Origin of the sequence: Sphingobacterium endophyticum (assembly GCF_009733535.1) — a bacterium.
GTDB lineage: Bacteria > Bacteroidota > Bacteroidia > Sphingobacteriales > Sphingobacteriaceae > Sphingobacterium > Sphingobacterium endophyticum.
The window spans coordinates 21,451-37,266 of record NZ_SMMI01000007.1 but is presented as its reverse complement, the minus strand read 5'-3'; the positions used below and the strand labels follow the sequence as shown (position 1 = coordinate 37,266).

Annotated in this window: 13 protein-coding genes; 5 read left to right on the top strand and 8 right to left on the bottom strand. The window is 36.9% G+C overall.

Annotated elements, in window-relative coordinates; all coding sequences use genetic code 11:
- Positions 1-86 precede the first annotated feature (86 nt).
- Positions 87-1,325: a hypothetical protein gene (locus E0Y80_RS10535; RefSeq protein ID WP_156307633.1), complete on the bottom strand. Its 1,239-nt coding sequence runs from the start codon at positions 1,323-1,325 to the stop codon at positions 87-89.
- Positions 1,326-1,534: 209 nt separating this feature from the next.
- Here E0Y80_RS10535 and E0Y80_RS10530 point away from each other — a divergent pair, with 209 nt between their 5' ends.
- A complete protein-coding gene (locus E0Y80_RS10530; RefSeq protein ID WP_156307632.1) occupies positions 1,535-3,943 on the top strand; it encodes an ABC transporter permease in 2,409 nt (802 codons plus the stop codon).
- 2 nt (positions 3,944-3,945) lie between these two features.
- Here the strand turns inward: E0Y80_RS10530 and E0Y80_RS10525 are convergent, their stop codons facing one another.
- A complete protein-coding gene (locus E0Y80_RS10525) occupies positions 3,946-5,034 on the bottom strand; it encodes a Gfo/Idh/MocA family protein (RefSeq protein ID WP_156307631.1) in 1,089 nt (362 codons plus the stop codon).
- Positions 5,035-5,257: 223 nt separating this feature from the next.
- Here E0Y80_RS10525 and E0Y80_RS10520 point away from each other — a divergent pair, with 223 nt between their 5' ends.
- Both E0Y80_RS10520 and E0Y80_RS10515 read left to right on the top strand, forming a co-directional pair.
- On the top strand, positions 5,258-6,634 hold the full coding sequence (locus E0Y80_RS10520) for a tryptophanase TnaA (protein WP_156307630.1): 1,377 nt from the start codon (positions 5,258-5,260) through the stop codon (positions 6,632-6,634).
- Positions 6,635-6,741: 107 nt separating this feature from the next.
- Complete coding sequence (locus E0Y80_RS10515) at positions 6,742-7,758, top strand: DUF3626 domain-containing protein (RefSeq protein WP_156307629.1); 1,017 nt, start codon at positions 6,742-6,744, stop codon at positions 7,756-7,758.
- A gap of 9 nt (positions 7,759-7,767) precedes the next feature.
- Here E0Y80_RS10515 and E0Y80_RS10510 read toward each other — a convergent pair whose 3' ends face one another.
- Positions 7,768-8,397, bottom strand: coding sequence for a dioxygenase family protein (locus E0Y80_RS10510; protein WP_156307628.1), 630 nt, complete (start codon positions 8,395-8,397; stop codon positions 7,768-7,770).
- A gap of 76 nt (positions 8,398-8,473) precedes the next feature.
- Positions 8,474-9,328, bottom strand: a complete 855-nt coding sequence (locus E0Y80_RS10505; protein ID WP_156307627.1) for a LytR/AlgR family response regulator transcription factor — start codon at positions 9,326-9,328, stop codon at positions 8,474-8,476.
- A gap of 410 nt (positions 9,329-9,738) precedes the next feature.
- On the opposite strand from E0Y80_RS10505, the gene E0Y80_RS10500 reads away from it, so the two are divergent.
- Positions 9,739-11,904: an Ntn hydrolase family protein gene (locus E0Y80_RS10500; RefSeq protein WP_156307626.1), complete on the top strand. Its 2,166-nt coding sequence runs from the start codon at positions 9,739-9,741 to the stop codon at positions 11,902-11,904.
- Between the two features lie 188 nt (positions 11,905-12,092).
- Here the strand turns inward: E0Y80_RS10500 and E0Y80_RS10495 are convergent, their stop codons facing one another.
- On the bottom strand, positions 12,093-12,419 hold the full coding sequence (locus E0Y80_RS10495; protein ID WP_197091557.1) for a YciI family protein: 327 nt from the start codon (positions 12,417-12,419) through the stop codon (positions 12,093-12,095).
- 104 nt (positions 12,420-12,523) lie between these two features.
- Positions 12,524-13,096 (bottom strand): Crp/Fnr family transcriptional regulator, encoded by a 573-nt coding sequence (locus E0Y80_RS10490; RefSeq protein ID WP_156307624.1) that lies wholly within the window; start codon positions 13,094-13,096, stop codon positions 12,524-12,526.
- 212 nt (positions 13,097-13,308) lie between these two features.
- On the opposite strand from E0Y80_RS10490, the gene E0Y80_RS10485 reads away from it, so the two are divergent.
- The gene (locus E0Y80_RS10485; RefSeq protein ID WP_156307623.1) at positions 13,309-14,460 is read left to right on the top strand and encodes a hypothetical protein; all 1,152 of its coding nucleotides are present in this window, start codon (positions 13,309-13,311) and stop codon (positions 14,458-14,460) included.
- Here the strand turns inward: E0Y80_RS10485 and E0Y80_RS10480 are convergent.
- Together E0Y80_RS10480 and E0Y80_RS10475 are read right to left on the bottom strand one after the other, a co-directional pair.
- Complete coding sequence (locus tag E0Y80_RS10480; protein ID WP_156307622.1) at positions 14,457-15,008, bottom strand: dihydrofolate reductase family protein; 552 nt, start codon at positions 15,006-15,008, stop codon at positions 14,457-14,459. The genes E0Y80_RS10485 and E0Y80_RS10480 overlap by 4 nt on opposite strands.
- A gap of 96 nt (positions 15,009-15,104) precedes the next feature.
- Positions 15,105-15,746 carry a DNA alkylation repair protein gene (locus E0Y80_RS10475; protein ID WP_197091556.1) on the bottom strand — a complete coding sequence of 214 codons (642 nt, stop codon included), beginning with the start codon at positions 15,744-15,746 and terminating at the stop codon, positions 15,105-15,107.
- Between the last annotated feature and the right edge of the window lie 70 nt (positions 15,747-15,816).

The window sequence follows — 15,816 nt, the reverse complement described above, 5'->3', positions numbered from 1 at the left end:
TTTAAAGATAAGAGCTTATTCCATTTAACAGGAATCTGATGGGATAATTAATAAAAAAATAATAATAATTTTATTCTGATTATAAATTAAAACTTTTGAACAGGAACAACAGCAGTTTTTAGGTTAGATCCTTTCTCATTGATATCCATCCAAGCAAAGTAAAGCTCATCCCCCAACCTTTCCATTTGAGGGAATCCAGTTTTCCTACTGGAGGACATCTTTGCGATTTCCACCCTGTTCGACAAACCTTTTTCCCCATTTATCTTTGCTGCAAATAAAAATGTTTCTTTATTTATCGTTTCCATCCAGCTAACGACTGCTTCATCCTCTGATAGCATCAACAAATCCACTCTCCCAACAACTTCCCCATCACTTACTAATACCGGCTTTTGAAATGATTCACCACTGTTCTTTGAAAAAACTACCTGAACTTTCGGCTTATCATTCGCCCCAGTGTACCATGCAACTGCTAAGGATTTACCCATTGCATCTGATTTTGGTCCATTTACTGGGCAACCTTGAATAAACCAATTATCTTGATGAATGCTTACCGGTTTGGTCCAATTGCCATTAATCAATCTGACAATGGAAATATCACGAATATTATCTTGACTACAGTCACGATACATTAACACCGGACCGCTCTCAGTCATGCTCATTGTAGTCTGGCAACAGGTGCAGGCCATTTCATCAACCACAGTTTCATTTCTTAATTCACCTTGAAGATTTACTTCTGCAATTCTCACGCTCATCTCTCCAGAAGCATGTTCATGCGAATGCATCGATCCATGATCATGGCTTGCCATATTCCTACCGTCTAACCAAGCAATTAAAAATGTAGAATCACTCATAGGAAGCATACTAACAAACCCATGTTCCGTAGCGGTATTATCGTTATGGAGCAGCTTAAATTTTTCTTGATTTGCCTGACCCAACTTCGAAACTCTGTAATAGATATCGTAAGCCATTCCTTTAGTCCCAGAATTCTGAAGATAATGGCTTAATACTTGACCATTATTTACAGAAATCATCGGATAATCTGCCCAATTCACAAACCAATTTGTCCCACTTGAAAGAACAACAGGCTTTCCCCAATGACCATCTTCGAGTTTAGCATATTTCAATTCGGCATGCTCATGATCGGAAGTATCTACCCAAGAAAGATAGAGATGGTCTTGATCAGAAACTAAATGAGGAAGAATAGCCTTGCTAGAATCTGCAAATGAAATCAAATCAATCGTTAGTTCCTTCTTTGTATTTGTTCCGCATGACATCAATACAAGTAATATCGATATGAAGGTCATATACTTTGGAAATGAATTCATTTTTTCTTCTGTAATTGTGATAAATTAATTGATTTAGCTCTTTTATACTGAATATCAAATATAGTATTTTACTTGTTCAATTTCGGACGAAAACATGTTCGAAATTGAACATAACTCTCCTTAATAAAATCAACAAAACACTATCTATCAATTATTTAATTAATTGGCAGCTAAATTGGAAAGAGTTATTTAATTAGTAAAATATCCCAATGATACGCAATAATTTTAAAATCGCATGGCGAAGCTTAGTTAAGAACAAAAGCTATTCCTTCATCAATATTTTTGGTTTGGCAATTGGCTTGGCCTGCAGTTTTATTATTAGTCTTTACATAATGGATGAACTGTCCTATGATAGTTTTCATACCAAAAAAGATAGGATATTTAGAATTATTCACAGTTGGAAAGATGACACTGGCTCGTACGGTCCAGATCAAGTTTGGGGAAATTATCCGGTGGGGCCGGCATTGCAAGCTGAATTTCCGGAGATCGAAAAAATGGTCCAGTTTTCAGGTCAGGCATCCATCCTATTGAAATATGGAGAAAAATCCTTTCAAGAAGACCGGGTATTCTTTATGGATTCCACAGCATTTGATGTCTTTACCTGGGATTTGGTTAAAGGAAAGCCTCACACTGCGCTCACAGAGCCTTATTCGGTTGTTTTAACCCAATCAACAGCAAAAAAATACTTTGGAGACTCGGACCCTATGGGAAAATCAATAGAGGGTGGAGAAACTGGTGGTCGTGCTGGAACCGGAGTCTACAAAGTCACCGGCATTATGAAGGATGTGCCAAGCAACTCCCACCTCAAATTCGATGCATTAATGTCGCTAAGTTCTTTTAGAAAAACATGGAAAGAACCCTTTGAAGCATGGGGATATGTGGACTTCTATACCTACTTTGTTCTAGCAGAAGGAAATACCATTCAACAATTAAATGCAAAGATCCCAGCATTTCTTGAAAGACATAAAGATCTAACTAATGACAGCTATTCTCTACATTTCGAATCCATGACTGATGCTTATCTGCATTCAAAAGCAGAACGCCAACCCGGGGAGACCGGAAATCCGCAAAGCTTATATATTTTTGCAATCATTGGAGTTTTTATCCTTTGTATTGCATGTGCTAACTTCATGAATCTAGCAACTTCCAGATCCATGGAAAGAGCGAAAGAAGTAGGGGTCAGAAAAGTAGTCGGCGCTGACAAAAAAAGCTTAATATTCCAGTTCATGCAGGAATCAATAGTCCTGGTGGTCATAGCGGCTATCATTGGAATTGCCCTTATTGCTATATTTCTGCCATTAGCGGAAAGTTTTACTGGTAAAACTTTTACACTATCAGCCATTATCAACTGGAAAAGTGCGCTTATATTCCTCCTTATTATTTCAACTACAGCACTCATTGCAAGTAGTTATCCTGCGTTTATTTTATCCAACTTTAATCCTATTTCCGTCTTAAAAGGGACCTTTAAGGTGGCTCCAAATGGAGTTACTCTCAGAAGGGTCATGGTCGTCTTCCAGTTTACCCTATCTATTGCATTGATCGCAGGTACATTCATTGTTTTTGATCAGTTAAAACATCTCCAGAACAAAGATCTTGGTTTTAATAAGGATGCGATGTTGGTTATTGACTATAATTACGATAGCAATTTGTCCAATAAAACAGAGACTATGAAACAGCTATTCCTAGAGAATAAGGATGTCATTTCTGCCTCTGTAGCTAGGACAGTTCCGGGAACCTATTTCTCTCATGCCGGAACGAGAATTGAAACATCAGAAGGAAAATTAATGCAATTAACCCAGCCACTTTACCAAGTAGATGTCGATTATTTAAATAATTTCGGAATTGAAGTCTTAGCTGGAAGGGGATTTTCAAGGGATTTTGCAATTGACAGCACCCAATCAATGTTGGTAAATGAAGCTGCTGCGAAGGCTTGGGGATATCCGAATCCTAAGGACATCATCGGAAAAAGGTTTGACCAATGGGGAAGGCAAGGACAAGTGATAGGTGTCGTAAAAGATTTCAACTATCAATCACTACATCAAAAAGTTGAACCTTTGACATTAATCCTTGACCCTACAAACTCTAGGTATTTAACTTTAAAGATTAAAACCGACCATTTAAGTAAAACTTTAAAAAGCCTTGAAAAGAAATGGACTAAAATCGCTCAAAATAGGCCATTTTCATTTACATTTTTGGACAATAGCTTCAATAAACAATATGAAGCCGATTTTAGATTTCAAAAATTATTCACTGCATTCTCAGGCTTAGGACTCTTTATTGCCTGCCTTGGCCTATTGGGTTTGGCTGCCTATTCTGCTCAGCAACGCACCAAAGAAATTTGTGTAAGAAAGGTTCTTGGCGCTTCTATTTTCAGTATTGTCAATTTATTGACCTTAGATTTTGTCAAATTGGTGTTCATAGCTATCATCATCGCTACACCCCTGGCTTGGTTATCTATGGATAAATGGCTCTCGGACTTTGCCTATCACATTCATATACAATTCTGGACGTTTTTATTAGCGGGTATGTTGGCACTTATACTTGCTATCGTTACTGTCAGCTGGCAGGCTATTAAAACTGCCAGAACCAATCCAGTTAATTCACTAAGGGAAGAATAATTTTAATTTTTCAAAACAACAGTTTGACGACTTTTTGCGGACTTCATTGCAGCTTCTAGAATTTCGACTGCAGTTACATTGACTGGCAGTCCATATTGATCATTTTTTTCAAGTTTAATGGAACCGCTGACTACTGCCGCCAGCAAAGAAAACGGATCATTAAAAGGTGCTGGTCTCGGACTTAATTTCTTAGTCTCTTCAGCCTTATTTTCTTGTAACCTCGTTCTCAAAGTTGTTGCATCAACGGCAATTGCATAGCCCTTATTTCCATAAACTTCCATATCCTTGCGCGAATACGTCCAGTTCCATGAACCCTGAATCACACATTGCGCTTTTGGATATTGTAAGATAATGGTTGCCTCATCATCCACGTTTTTATATATATCAGGCTTATTCTGCTGGATAACTGCTGTCACTGACAATGGACGTTCGCCATCCATTAACCAGGTCATCAGATTGGCACCATAACAACCAAAGTCTACCAATGCACCTGCCCCATTTTTAGTCGGATCAGTCAATATCTCAAAAAATTCCTTGCTCACTCCGATTTCCTTTGGCCCTTGATGACCATCATTGACCATCACTTTCCGAATTTCACCTAGCTGACCAGCGCTTAACAAACCTTTTATCTGTTGATTACTTTCATACCAAGAAGTCTCGAAATTCGTCAAAACATGAATTTTATGCTTTTCTGCTAAATTTTCAATCTCCTTTGCATCTGATAAGGTCGTCGCCAAAGGCTTTTCTACCATAACATGAATCTTTCGAGGAGCACATGCCCTCACAATATCAATATGCTCACTGATCGCACCAAACGCTGAAACCGCATCAGGTTTCAATTTGTCTAACATTGCCCCCAAATCCGTATAAAACATAGACTTGTCAAGCTTATAGCGCTCAACATATCGATCAACCAATTCCTGATTGGTCTCATAAACTCCAACTAATTTCACATCATTTTTATCCTTGCGGTTAAAAATCCAATCAACATGTCCATGACTCAAACCGGCAACAGCAAGTTTTAGTGGTTGTTGGGCAAAAGTTGAACTTGAAATCAGGAATATAAGGACAAATAAAAATTGAAATCTCATGGCTATATGGATAAGTTTATGGTTAAGATGATTGCAATAACTAAAATATGGAAAATTCATCAAGAAATTAAATCACAACCTTTCAGATTATTAGCTTATAAAATTAGGTTTTTTCAACAGAATGAGGAATTATTTACGAAAAGTATATTTCATTCATTTTATTCAGTAGGATAATTAAAATTATGCTAATTTACTCCCCTAAAATGACCAAAAAATAAATTCTATGGAATTACCCTGGGCAGAGCCTTATAAAGTGAAAATGGTTGAGGAAATTTTCATGTCAACCCGGGAACAACGTGAACAATGGATTGAAGAAGAAGGAAATAACCTTTTCAATCTAGCTAGCGACCGAGTTTTTATTGATTTATTGACCGATAGTGGTACTGGCGCAATGTCTGACAGACAATGGGCCGAAATAATGATGGGAGATGAAAGCTATGCAGGTTCCCAATCTTACCTCAAATTACGCGAGGTTGTCAGAAATACTTTAGGATTTCCTTACTTTCTCCCAACTCACCAAGGCAGAGCTGCAGAAAATGTACTGTTCAGCATTCTGGTAAAAGAGAACAATGTAGTTCCAGGCAATTCACACTTTGACACCACCAAAGGTCACATCGAATTTCGTAAAGCTCATGCAATTGATTGCACTATTGATGATGCATTTGACATCAATAACCTACACCCTTTTAAAGGAAACATCGATCTAGGAAAACTAGAGGAAATATACCAATCTCATCCAAAGGAAAATATCCCCTTCTGTATGATTACTGTGACCTGCAACTCTTCGGGTGGTCAGCCAGTATCGATGGAGAACATCAAAGCTGTCAAGGCTTTGTCTGAAAAATATGGAATCCCGGTGTTCTTTGATGCAGCAAGATTTGCTGAAAATGCCTATTTCATCAAGGAAAGAGAAGCTGAATACCAAGATAAAACGATCAAAGAAATCGTAAAGGAAATGTTTTCATATGGCGATGGCTTTACGATGTCCGCAAAAAAAGATGGACTAGTCAATATCGGCGGTCTATTGGGAATGCGCAATGAACAGCTCTATCGTGCCTGCGGAAACATGGGCATAATCTACGAAGGATTTATTACCTATGGTGGCTTAGCAGGTCGTGACCTTGCTGCACTTGCTCAAGGACTATTGGAGGCTACGGAACTGCCATATCTCAAAGCAAGAATCGACCAGGTTGAATATCTAGGTAATAAACTAATTGAATATGGTATACCAATCCAAAAACCTATAGGTGGTCATGCGGTTTTTGTAGATGCTCTAAATTTCCTTACCCATGTTCCTCGTGAGGAATATCCTGCCCAAACCCTTGCTATTGAACTTTACAAAGAGGCTGGTGTCCGTGGAGTAGAAATAGGGACATTATTGGCTGATCGGGACCCAGAAACTAGACTCGACCGATTCCCAAAACTGGAATTATTGAGACTGGCTATCCCTAGGAGGACCTATACCTACAAGCATTTGGATTATGTAGCCGTCGCTCTTAAAAACATCTTCGAACGTAGAGAAGAAATAAAATCAGGACTTGAAATCGTTTGGGAATCCGAAATATTAAGGCATTTTACCATCCTGCTGAAAAAAAAATAATTAATACCAAATATGATCATGTATGATTATCTAATTATTGAATGCTATAAACATAGCCATGGTTTAGGGATTTTATTATATTTACTTAAATAGTAAATTTTAATAGGATGGAAAGGTTTTTTGATAAGCTAAACGAGCAAATTGAATATAATTCTGGAAAAGAAATTGAAGAAATTCAATCCATATTAAAGTTCTCCAATGTATCGGAGGATGAACATTCACTTTTTAACCGGAATTTGATTGATAAAGCTTGTGTGAATTTGCATTTCCATCCTGATAGGCTAAGCAAGGATGGAAAGCTTATAATAGAAGGCTTAATTGACCTTGGTCAATACCAAAACCAGTTTCAGACAAAAGTATCTTCAGGTAGCTTAAGTGCCAAGATTGGTGGTGAAAGGGATAAATGGGAAAATAAGTTATTCAATAATATTTTTGGCTCCAATACAAAAGAAAGACCCAAATATGGAGCATTAAATCTCACCGGAACTCGTGATGGGGCTTCACCAAGATTTGGATCTTGCTATTTCATCAGCAACCCTGAAATCAAAACCAAATGCACCTTTACCTACGGCGATTCTTATTTAATGCCAAAGGAAAGGGGGACTATTAAAAATCTATTTCAGGTCTATTCAAAACTGTATTATGATATTTTTGTTCGAAACAATGCATTAGGATTTTATTACAAAAACCTAAAGGATTTTCATGAAAAAACCAACCATTTTTTGGAATCCAATCAACTGCATAATCTACAATCCCATAACCTGGATTTCTATATTGAAACTCAAATCCATGAAACAGTTGACCTTCAAAAGGACATCAGCACTTTAGTTGCTGATTCTTCATTCCAGGGTACAGAACTTGAACACCTGTTTCATACCCTTTGCGATAAATTCGACATTTCCCTGATTTGGAATGATGGCTATCAAATTAATCTACTTGATTTCCCAGATAATTTCAGAGGTGTTGAAACTTATGAATTTGCTCAACAAGTCGCAGATAACGGTTTAATCAATGCCTACATCCTAGGAAGGGCTTTTGAAGACAAGAAAATCAAAAAACAGTTCAAGGATATTTTTCAATTAGCTAAATACACCTGGCATTGCATGGTTAAATTTGGTTCTTAGCTCCATAAATTACTTATAGTTTGGAATATTCATTCCCAATATTATATCTCGATGAACATATAATCTACCTTCCCTATTTTGGGGAACCACAATTCCGGATCCTCCCCTCTTAGGTAGTTTGTTAATAAGATCCATAGTCAATTGAGGATCATCTTTGAAGAAAAACTCATCTAGGTAATATTCCTTTAACTTGGGTTCTTTTATCGTGATATGAATATGTTCAGGTTCTGTTCCTTCTGGGTAGGATGCAGGGCGAAAGGTATAGAAGGTATATTTTCCATTTTTTCCCGTTTTTACCCAACCACGATTATATCCATGACGTTTTACCCATCCCGATTCATTGCCCTTAAGCTCATATATTCCTTTTCGATTGGCATGATAGATATAGATGATTACATCCGAAGCAGGCGTCTTACCATCCTTCAAATACACAGTCCCACTTATGACCATTTTTGGTTCATTACTCAAAAAACCTGGCAATGTATCGGTAGCCTGCAATACCTTGTCCTTGAATTCATATATTGCTTCACAACCCTCACAAGGACCGCCAACTTCGTCCATAGTAACCGTTTGGCCTTGACAGGAAATCGCAGTTCCCTGAACAATAGCAAATAATAAAATTGTTTTTAAGATTTTCATGATGCTTGTTCTTATTTCAAGCAAACATATAGCTCCCAGATTTTCATAAAAAATCAAATGGGCTGAGTGGAGGACTTTATACGCCAGAGCGTGTTGAACTGTTTAAACATTTTTTGAACCCTTCAACAAAGGTCCTGCTCAATCTTATTTTTTCGCCGCTTTTTAACAACACATCATAATCTCCATTCAATCGTGAATGATAAGCTTTCACAGATTCAATATTTACAATTCTAGATCGATGAATCTGAACAAAAGTCTCCTTGTCCAGCTGATGATAAATAGATTTTAATGTTTCTGCGTATAAGAAATTCTTTTCTGCTGTTTGTATTGAAATATAAGGCTTAGACGCCTCTATTAAGATAATTTCTCGAATACAAACCTTTTCAATGCTTTTACCGTTTTTAATCAACAAAAACTCAACTTCAATTTCATTTTGTAATTGTACTTCCTCCAAATGAATAGCTTCATTTTTTGAATAATTTAAATAGCTAAATCCAGAAACAAACCCAACATATACAACAAGTAACTTAAATAGATCATGGCTTAAGGAGTACGAGAGGAATTTATATATATCATATTGATTGTTAAAAAAGAGAGTGGAGAAAACGTATGATAAAATAGGCAACATAAAAAGATGTGATAACATAGCCAACAAGACGGCTTGAAGCATCTTTTTCCAATTCCAAATCTTATATCGGTTTATCATAAAATAAAGAACAGCAAGTATGGGCAAAAACAAAACCCAGACTGACTTAAACAACAGCGACTCCGAAAAATTGAATGAATATTGGCTTCGCTTGGCCTCAAGGAAATCCTGCAGAATACATATAGAAATTATCCCGACAATGATAATTCCAGTTATCCTTAAAAACCTTGAAATGTCTAAATTAATATCAAATTTAATTGGCGGAGTTTTTATTAATGCTGTCATAACGAATGCTGTTTAACTAGTAAAACTTTAAATAGAAAATGGACAGGAATTAAACACTTAAAATCGAATTCATAATTCTCATAAAAGGCTTACTAAATTTACAAACTATTGTTAGTTAATTTGAATTTATTAATCAGCCTCTATCCCCCCACCCGTGTCATTCCAAAGCGTAAGCTTTGGAAACCATTTCTTTTAAACTTTAAAATCAACAGCAATCTCCTAAATCAGTTTCTATCCCCCCACCCCGTGTCATTCCAAAGAGTAAGCTTTGGAAACCATTTCTTTTAAACCTTCCCTAATCAACAGCAAGCTCACCTCCAGCAAGAGTCAGCTAAGTTTTTAGAATTATTTTCTATCTTGGAATTAATTAAACATTTCTACACCCAATTTAATTAGTTTAAAGCACAGCTATGAATTTGAAGGCTCTCTATTTATCTCTTATTTTGTTTCTTGGTCTAGGTATGTTCAGTCCTTCTTATTCCAACCCTCATCAAAAGCAGAAAACTCAGAACAGCGAAATCATCTTCAATAAGAAAAGCAACAGCATAACAATTACATGGACCGAATTTGGTGAGTCCGGAAACTATGTCATCAGTCGTGGTGGCAGCCGGCTAGCGACGGAATTTATTTCTGTCGGATCAACCTCTAAACTTACTTTTATCGATAGGAAACCAAACAAGAACAAGTACGAAAATTACTATAAGATCTCGAGAGGTAAACAGTCTATCATGATATCCTTAGAAAATCAAATATTTGGCGAACATGTTTTCTTCTATGATCGAAAATATGAAAAAGCTATAACTGCCCAAAAAGAGTTAAAAGCTCACTTCCCATATATTGGTCTAGGTGGCGCAAATGGAGAATGGACAACAAAAAGACAGGCTTATTATTTCAAACCTAATATCGATGGACAATCATATGATCCAGGGGGTTCAGGATCGGCTTCATCAGATTCTGCAAACTCCATCGAATTAGGTTTTTATTCGCATATAGGAGGCTTAGGTCTTCTCCCAACTGATGTTAAATTAGGTTCATTATTCACAAGACCACATCTATCAGGTGGTGCAAATGCTACCTGTACTTTTTGGCGATCAGTTGAAAATGTAACCATCCAACGTGATTTTGCATGGACTGTGTCGCAATCAACTAGTGCACGACGGTTACAAATCGAAAGTACCTCTAAGTTTATCTCGGATATTGGCGACACGAACTTTTGGGGTAGCGGCGGATTTATCGCTGACTCACATTTTAAAACAACTAGGCCACATTGGGCTGGCCAGCAACAATGGTACACCCGAAACACTATATTTCCTGAAGGCTCAGGCACAATGGGTGGTTCTTATAATATGGTTTGGCAAGGATGTATTAATCCTCCGGCGACAGACCAAATTAACTCCATCATCAAAACAACTCCCGTCATTCGGGAAAAACCTTTCCTTTTTATCGATAAGGATGGCGAATACAAAGTATTTGTACCAGATTGGCAACATGATCGTAAGGGAACTTCCTGGAATGAAAATAACCCTGGTAAAGCTGAAATCCAAGATCTCTTAAGCCAATGGTATGTTACTAAGGAAGGTGATACCGAAAAGGAGATTAACGAAGCATTAAAGGACGGTAAGAATATATTTTTCACCCCTGGACATTATGCCTTAAATGCTCCTATTCAAGTAAATCGGAAAGATGCAATTCTTTTAGGTGCTGGCATTGCATCTGTAACCCTAGAACCAACATCCAACAATTCATGGGGTTGCATCTTTGTCGACGACAAGGATGGAATAATCGTAGCAGGTTTATTAATGGATTCTTTTAATAGCACAACCTATCAAATCCGAGTTGGTAACCAAGTTTCTGATAGAAATCATACGGAGGACCCAATACTCTTAACTGACATTACCTGTCGTGTTGGTGGGGTTCAGCCAAACGACATTCAAATCCATTCCTCTATGGAAATAAACAGTAGCCAGGTTGTTGGGGATCACTTCTGGCTATGGCGTGCAGATCATGGTTCTCAACCAGGTGGGAAACATCGTTGGACTAGAGACCGCAGCAAAAACGGACTGATCGTCTCAGGCGATGATGTCACCTTATATGGGTTATTTGCCGAACATCACCAAGAATATGAGGTGCTTTGGTTGGGCGAACGTGGTAGAACCTATTTCTTTCAAAATGAACCTCCTTATGATGCGCCAAATCAAGCAAGCTGGAGTAGCCAAAACGGAAAAGTTAAAGGATATGCGGCTTATAAAGTTGCCAATTCCCTACAAGAACACCATAGCATCGGTATGGGGTCTTATGCAGTATTTACAGGAACCGATGGAAATGTCAATAAAGACAACGCCTTTGAAGCTCCTAATACTCCGCAGGTAATTTTGGAAAAGATGGTCACGACTAGGTTTGCAGGTCCCGGAAATACCTTAAGTGTGATCAATGGAATCGGCGGAAGTACCGCCGATGGAGTCAAAAGAGTCGCAATATACCAAAATGCTGAAGGCAGGCAGCCCAATGATGAGAAATTTGAACTGCCAAATGCAGAATCCTATCCGAAATATATTGAAATGAAAGACAAGCTGTAACAGGATTTAGCATAGCTAAGAAAATAGTTTCCATCACCTCCCCTCTGTCATTCCAAAGCGTAATCTTTGGAAACCATTTCTTATAAACTATTCAAAAGCAATCACTGTTTAAAACCAAGAAAAACAGTTTGCATATCTTACGACATGGAATGAAGAGCATTTTTGGGAGGGAAAGGCAGGGAAACAGCTTACATTCCCAATTTCATCGCTTCCCGTACTTCAACGCTAGTTCCTTTGCCATTTAATATCGGACAATCCTTTGCAATCTCCACAGCTCCATCGATATCCTGTGCATTTACTAAAATATACCCATTGATCGATTCCTTATTCACAGTATACGGTTGATTCTCTACGACATCGCCTGGCCTCAATACCCTCCCCTCATTCATTATATGCAGCCCTCCGTCGGCTAATTGACCCTTTTCTGTAATGCCATTGATCCATTTCATCCAATCTTTCATATAACTCTCCATCTGTTCTTTTGTAGGTTGACTATCGGTAGATACTATATCCATGCGAAAAATTAAAATGTAAGTTTTCATAGTTTCTTTCTATTTGTTATATAACAAAGGAAAAGGTTTCCACTATTCTGACATTTGACCTAGGTCAATAAATTAAATTATTTAGATTTTAATCGGCTAAGTGTTTCCTGGGCAATATCCAAGTATGATGAAATAATTTTATTCGACAATCTTTTAATAAACTCTGGTCGCTCCTTGATCAATTGTTCATACCTCTCTTTTGCCGATAACATAATCAAGTCTTCAATCCGCTTGTTCTGGAAAGAATATGCCATCTCTAAAATTTTCTGATAAAAAAAGGTCCAATTGGGAAGCTCCTTATTCAATCGATAAAAATCTGAATACGATATTGCCAATACTTCTGTATCCTCTAGTGCATCTAAATATTCAAAGGATGGGTTCTCATAAATAAAACTTGAAAGAGCAGTGCCAATGTTGAAATCCAACATAATATATCTTGTCCGCTCCCTTCCTTCAATATCCAAAAAATAAGTTCTCAAACAACCTTTATAAACAAAGTAAAATTCTTTACAGACCTCTTCCCTTTCTAGGATAATCGTATTACGGTTAAATGATTTGGGTTTAAAACATGAAGCTATAATTTCCAACTCAGCTTCACTAAAATTCACAAGGTAAGTTAAAAGTTGCATAAGACTGTTGATACGTTCCATGAATTGGGTTTATGATATAACAAGAAATACTCAATTTCGTTGAACGCTATTAGACATTTTTAAAATTATCAGCTCCCTTTAAAAAACCTCATCCCACCATTAAAAACCTGTTATTCAGAAGATTAAAAACATTGTAAACGATTTGTAGATACTGGATATTTTTCCTCCTACATATATAATGATATCTTGATCCTGAAAACAATGAACTACTTATGTTTACGAAAAAGAATTTACCATTTAACCAAATATTTTTAGTGCTCTTCGCCTCTCTATCCATCACTTTTATAAGTTGCGATAACAGGGGAAAGAATTTTACTTGGAACGATGATGTTGCAGAATTGACTGATAAAGACCTTGAGGAATGGTTAAGAAATGCACCTTTTGAAAATGAAATCACTAAAAAGGAAAGCGATGACCAATTTGTTATGACGAATGCGGATCAGGTTTTTCCATTTATTGGACGGTATTACAATCATAGAGGGGAAATAAGAAAAAATCTCGCGTCCACAGATACCACAATCTATGAACAAAAGGAATTGATTTATAAAGACCCGAAATTCGGGGATTTATTTGTTACTGCAACTCTTCTCTACGATGACCAAGAAGTTTACCTTTCGGATTCTTATTCTTCCATGGGTGACCCTCTTTTTGGCGGTATCGAAGCAGCTCAAAGCTCCTATTCTGCTATATTATATGAAACGCCCGTTTTTGTTAAAAAACCTGACTATAAAACTGGCCTTTACTGGGCAACAAGTAACAACAGCACCTATCTTTTAGGATTTTATCAAAAAGGTCAGCTTATATTTGAAACCGCCATTCCTATGCTGGAATCAGACTCAACGGCTGCGCTAAATAAATTAAAAGAAGTAAATCAAAAGCTCAACCTAAATATTCCGGAATGGGCAAATGCAACTATGGAACAACTCAAGGTCAACAACCAACCAACAAGTTTCTGGAATGACCCCTATACAAGTTATTACATGGGAAATTATCTGCTTGATGACTTGATGCTAAAAACGAAAGATACTCCCTTCAGTGAAATTGACTCGGTAAAAAAAGGAGACCATTATCTCGCCTACCAATCTGCAAAAGGTCCAGTGGAATTTTACTTTGAAAGGAAATCAACAGATAAAAATGAAGAAGACTTTAATAAGGAACATGCCGACTTGCCTTCTTATGATAATGAATATGTAAAAGTATTTTACAATGAAAAACCGGTCAATGGATATATTGAAGGAACTGCTATATCTTATTTAAAGGACAATAAATATGTAGAGATGCAATATCGATTCCCTAAATCAGATACTGAAGCTCAAAAAAATATCCATGGAATATTGAAGTTTGTAAAAATGCATAAACTCTAATCTTTCTTCATCCCATAACATAACATGACTATGCCACTTTTAAAAACTTGGGTCCTGAGTAAATTAAAATAAATCCTGCGATGGATCTTTTCAAAAAACTCCAATCCCTTTCCTTCAACCATAGGGTGAATGCATAATTGCAATTCATCGATAAGTTCGAGGTTCAAAAGTTGGATAATTAAACTCCTACTGCATATTAAGAGTGGTTTTCCTTGTTCCTTTTTTAAATTTTGAACAACCTCTTCTAAATTTGCATTTGCAAGTTCAGCACTTGCCCAATCTACTTCCTTAAGTGTATTGGAAAAAACGATTTTTCGAACCTGGTCTATTCCTTTTGCAAAGTCATCCATGGATTGAATACCAGAAGGTTGATAAACAGATGGCTTCCAATATTCCATAAGCCCATAGGTAATCCTTCCATACAAAAGGGCGTCGGAACTTAGCATTAAATCTGTATAATGCTGATGCAAATCAGCATCTGGAGTTCCGGAAGTATGATCACAGGTCCCATCCAGGGTCATATTAAAGGCAGCAATGATCTTTCTCATAGCGAATAGCATAATTTTCTAACCTTAAAATTAAGAAGGGTCAATCTAAAATTAACTTATCATAGGGCAAGAAAATATAGAGATTTAAATAGCATCCTATTTTTTCAGTTTTGCAACCTGAATCGCTATAAATTCGGGCAAATAATTAGGGGTGCAATTTTTGGCAACCATTTCATCCTTATAAAGACCAATTCGTTCCCCTAAGGCGATACATCTTGAACGATATTTCTCATCAAATATTCCAATCTGGGCTGCCGTAAAATTCATTGCCCATTGTACTTCAGGAACTTCAGCCTCTATTCTTGATTCAATTTTTATAAGCAATTCTTCAGTATTTGCTGGAGAAGGTTGCCCCATCCATCTTAGCCTAGCTTGATAATACCAGAAAATCCTCCTCTGTAGGGATGAATTACTGTTTTCCCAAGATTCCATCAAGGAAATTGTCTTTTTGTCCTTCATTAACTGATTTGCCATTAGCCAATCAATCAACTGCAATCTCTCCCCTTCTGGATGTTGTTGAATGTCATTATCCAAACTATCAATTAAAAGCTCAGAAAGTTCCTTCTTGTCCATAATTAAGATAGCTAACATTCTTGCTAAAAAAACCCGTGAAGCCCATAATTCCATTGCTAATTTATGATCTTTCTTAATCCCAGCCGCTAGCTTTCGAAGATCTCCCAATCTTAATCCAGAACTAACCTGAAGTAAGATTTTATCAACTTCTGATGATGTTTTCATATTTGATATTGTATTCATGATAATTTAATCATTCTATTCTAAAATTCAATATCGTTAATCAAATACCAAT

Coding starts and splice junctions, on each gene's coding strand:
- E0Y80_RS10535 (WP_156307633.1), bottom strand. CDS start 1,325: ATGAATTCATTTCCAAAGTATATGACCTTCATATCGATATTACTTGTA.
- E0Y80_RS10530 (WP_156307632.1), top strand. CDS start 1,535: ATGATACGCAATAATTTTAAAATCGCATGGCGAAGCTTAGTTAAGAAC.
- E0Y80_RS10525 (WP_156307631.1), bottom strand. CDS start 5,034: ATGAGATTTCAATTTTTATTTGTCCTTATATTCCTGATTTCAAGTTCA.
- E0Y80_RS10520 (WP_156307630.1), top strand. CDS start 5,258: ATGGAATTACCCTGGGCAGAGCCTTATAAAGTGAAAATGGTTGAGGAA.
- E0Y80_RS10515 (WP_156307629.1), top strand. CDS start 6,742: ATGGAAAGGTTTTTTGATAAGCTAAACGAGCAAATTGAATATAATTCT.
- E0Y80_RS10510 (WP_156307628.1), bottom strand. CDS start 8,397: ATGAAAATCTTAAAAACAATTTTATTATTTGCTATTGTTCAGGGAACT.
- E0Y80_RS10505 (WP_156307627.1), bottom strand. CDS start 9,328: ATGACAGCATTAATAAAAACTCCGCCAATTAAATTTGATATTAATTTA.
- E0Y80_RS10500 (WP_156307626.1), top strand. CDS start 9,739: ATGAATTTGAAGGCTCTCTATTTATCTCTTATTTTGTTTCTTGGTCTA.
- E0Y80_RS10495 (WP_197091557.1), bottom strand. CDS start 12,419: ATGGATATAGTATCTACCGATAGTCAACCTACAAAAGAACAGATGGAG.
- E0Y80_RS10490 (WP_156307624.1), bottom strand. CDS start 13,096: ATGGAACGTATCAACAGTCTTATGCAACTTTTAACTTACCTTGTGAAT.
- E0Y80_RS10485 (WP_156307623.1), top strand. CDS start 13,309: ATGTTTACGAAAAAGAATTTACCATTTAACCAAATATTTTTAGTGCTC.
- E0Y80_RS10480 (WP_156307622.1), bottom strand. CDS start 15,008: ATGAGAAAGATCATTGCTGCCTTTAATATGACCCTGGATGGGACCTGT.
- E0Y80_RS10475 (WP_197091556.1), bottom strand. CDS start 15,746: ATGAAAACATCATCAGAAGTTGATAAAATCTTACTTCAGGTTAGTTCT.